The sequence below is a fragment of the Mycobacterium sp. E1386 genome (genome assembly GCF_001672745.1).
In the GTDB taxonomy this organism is placed as follows: domain Bacteria; phylum Actinomycetota; class Actinomycetes; order Mycobacteriales; family Mycobacteriaceae; genus Mycobacterium.
Genome location: NZ_LZKH01000023.1, coordinates 1 through 2,841, shown reverse-complemented (window position 1 = coordinate 2,841; position 2,841 = coordinate 1). Strand labels below are relative to the sequence as shown.

Annotated in this window: 4 protein-coding genes; all 4 read right to left on the bottom strand. The window is 69.3% G+C overall.

Translation table 11 applies throughout. The features are described 5' to 3' along the window. Nucleotide 1: 1 nt before the first annotated feature. Nucleotides 2-949 carry an SMP-30/gluconolactonase/LRE family protein gene (locus A5709_RS02525; RefSeq protein WP_068117737.1) on the bottom strand — a complete coding sequence of 316 codons (948 nt, stop codon included), beginning with the start codon at nucleotides 947-949 and terminating at the stop codon, nucleotides 2-4. Beyond that, on the bottom strand, nucleotides 946-1,482 hold the full coding sequence (locus tag A5709_RS02520) for a nuclear transport factor 2 family protein (protein ID WP_067948996.1): 537 nt from the start codon (nucleotides 1,480-1,482) through the stop codon (nucleotides 946-948). The genes A5709_RS02525 and A5709_RS02520 overlap by 4 nt, the downstream gene beginning before the upstream one ends. Nucleotides 1,483-1,487: 5 nt before the next feature. Next, a complete protein-coding gene (locus A5709_RS02515) occupies nucleotides 1,488-2,306 on the bottom strand; it encodes an SDR family NAD(P)-dependent oxidoreductase (RefSeq protein WP_068117735.1) in 819 nt (272 codons plus the stop codon). Next, nucleotides 2,307-2,841, bottom strand: a 535-nt coding sequence (locus tag A5709_RS02510) for an enoyl-CoA hydratase/isomerase family protein (protein ID WP_068117732.1), incomplete at its 5' end; no start/stop codon positions are given.

Sequence of the window (2,841 nt, the reverse complement as noted above, 5' to 3'; positions counted from 1 at the left end):
TTCACGGCGACGCCGGGGCAGCGCCCACGCGTTCCCGCCAGTTCTGCACCATGACCAATCGCCCCGACGAGGCGAGCGTCATGAACAACGTGTCGCCATCGGGGCTCAGCGCGACGTTGGTGGTCATCGGATCTTCGGCGGGAATGGCGCCCAACAGCTCGCCGGTCGGGGCGAAGACGGTGACACCGCCGCTACCCAGGGTCGCGACGAGGATGCCGCCGTCCGCGTCCACACAGAGCCCGTCGGCCCCTCCGACATTCAGCGGACCCCCGCTGGGCACCGTTGCCAGACCGCGCGCCCGCGACACCACTCCCGGCCCGTCGAGGGTGAACTCCCAGACCCGGCGCGTGCGCGTCTCGGCCACGTAGAGCAATGCCCCGTCGGGGGACAGGGCCACGCCGTTGGGCATCTCGAGTGGGTAGACGATCTCACGAAGCCCGCCGTCGACGGTGCCGTAAAGCAGTCCCGTCATGCCGCGGTTGCGGCCTCGCGTGACTCCGCCGTCGGTGACGTAGAAGCCGCCATCGCCGTCGACGCAGATGTCGCTGGGCCGCATCAGCGGCACCGTTCCGCCGGAGCGCGTGACGAATTCGGTGCACAGGGTGCTGACCCGACCGTCGGCTTCGACCAGCTGCAGCGCGGGAACGACGGGGTGGTCGGGCGGTCCCACCGGCCGGAAAAGCCTTGCGCAGCCGACGAAGTCGTACGGCCACGGCCCGAGTCCGAAGGTGGAGCCGCCGTTCTGGCAGACCACCAGCCGACCGTCCGAAAGCCGGGCCACCCCGTTGGGGCCACCACCGGTCTCGGCGACCGTCTCGGTGACGCCGTCCGGGCGGACGCGGGTGATTCTGCCGGCCGCCATCTCCGAGACCACGACGGAACCGTCGTCGTAGACGACCGGGCCTTCGGGGAAGGAGAGTCCCTCGGCTAGGCAACGGCCGGAGCTCACGGCCGCGTCTCCCCGTCGGCCTTGCTCTGCCACCAAGCCGTGAAGACCGGGTCGCTCAACGGCAGGTCACCGACGCCGGTCTGGTTTCGTGGCCAGACTGCGGCTTCTTGTGTCAGGGGCGACGGCCGGCGGCTCATGCCGTAGAACAGGTGATGCCTTCTGTGCAGGAACAGCCAACGCCCGCAGTTCCGCTCGTAGCGGTCTTCGTACTTGATGAGCTGTTCGACAAACCCCTCGGCGTGGGTCTGGGCGAAACACTGGGCCCAGACCTGCCCGCGGGCGCGGTCCGCTGTGTCCAGCTCGACGAGGTGGTTAGCGACCAGGATGACCGCGAATACGCTCCCGTCGACGCTGGCCGACATCAGCCGACGCAGGGCCTCGGGGCCCTCTCCGTGGTCGCCGAACCGGGCGTGCGGGACGAACAATTCGGCCATCGCGGCGACGTCCCGCGTTTCGATCGCGGCGGCGTAACGGTAAGCCAGTTGACGAATTTCCTCCTTCGCCAACAGGTCCCGAATTTCGGTGTCGTGCATCGTGGCTAGGGCACCGGGGTCGACGGGCCGAGTACGTATTGCCCCGATTGCGGATGGTGATACCAGCCGCCGGCCGCCGATGTCCCGCCGTCGACGTGCAGCGTCTGCCCGGTCACGTAGGCGCTGAGGTCACTGGCGAGGAAGATTGCGGCTCCGGCCATTTCGTCGACGTGGCCCGCGCGGCCCATCGGCACCATGAGTTTGGCGTTTTCGGCCCCGTTGGGCGCCATCTTCTGCAGGCTCTCGGTGAGCGTGAAGTCGGGCGCGAGCCCGTTGACGCGGATGTTGTGCGGCGCGAGTTCCAGCGCGGCGGTCTTGGTGAAGTTGACCACGCCCGCTTTGGCCGCGGCGTAGGCGGCAAACCCGGGCGCGGCGCGTACCGCCTCGATGGTGCTGATGTTGATGACGCTGCCGCCCTGTCCCGCATCGACCAAGGCCCGCGCTACGCGCTGCGTACAGAGCAGCACCTGCGTCAAATTGATCCGGATCAGGGCATCCCAGCCGTTGGGGGAGGTGTCCAGCAGGCCGGACCAGAAGACCCCGCCGGCATTGTTGACGAGGATGGTCGGAACCCCCAGAGCGTCGACGGTGGTGGTCAGGGCCGCATCGACCTGATCGGCGGCCTCGCGTACGTCGGCGACGCACGCGAGGCCGCCGATGCGCGCGGCCACCGCCGTCGCACTCTGCTGGTCCCTTTCCCAGATCGCCACTCGCGCGCCGAATTCGGTGAAGGCCGCGGCGATGGCCCTCCCGATCCCGCCGCCCCCGCCAGTGACGACGGCGACCCGGCCGTCCAGCGATGCGGCGTTCCGATGCAGCGTCATTCAGCGTCCACGAAAGTCCGGGTCGCGTCGCTCGGTGAAGGCCGCCATGCCCTCGGCGACGTCGTCGGTCGCGGCGACCTGCTCGACCAACAGCGCCTCAGTGCGAAACGCGGCATCGCGGTCGACGTCGAACGCCTGGTTCAGCATCGCCTTGGCCGCCGCCAGCGCTCGGGTCGGCCCGCTCGCGAGCCGTTGGGCCCAGGCGGCCGCCTCGGCTTCGAGATCATCGGCGGCGACGACCTTGTTGACCAGGCCGATGCGCTCGGCCTCCGCCGCGGACAGCTCGCCGCCGAAGAATAGCAGCTGCTTTGCGACGTTGAAGGGGACCTTGCGCGCCAACAGATAGGCGGCACCGCCGTCGGGCGCGAGCCCGCGCCGCGCGAAAAGCTCGATGATGCGGGCACTTTCGGAGGCCACGATGAGGTCGCAGGCCAGCACCATGCTGGCGCCCACCCCGGCGGCGGTGCCGTTGAGCGCGCATAGCACCGGCTTTTCGCAGTCCAGCAACGCCGACACCACCGCCTGAGACCTGGTG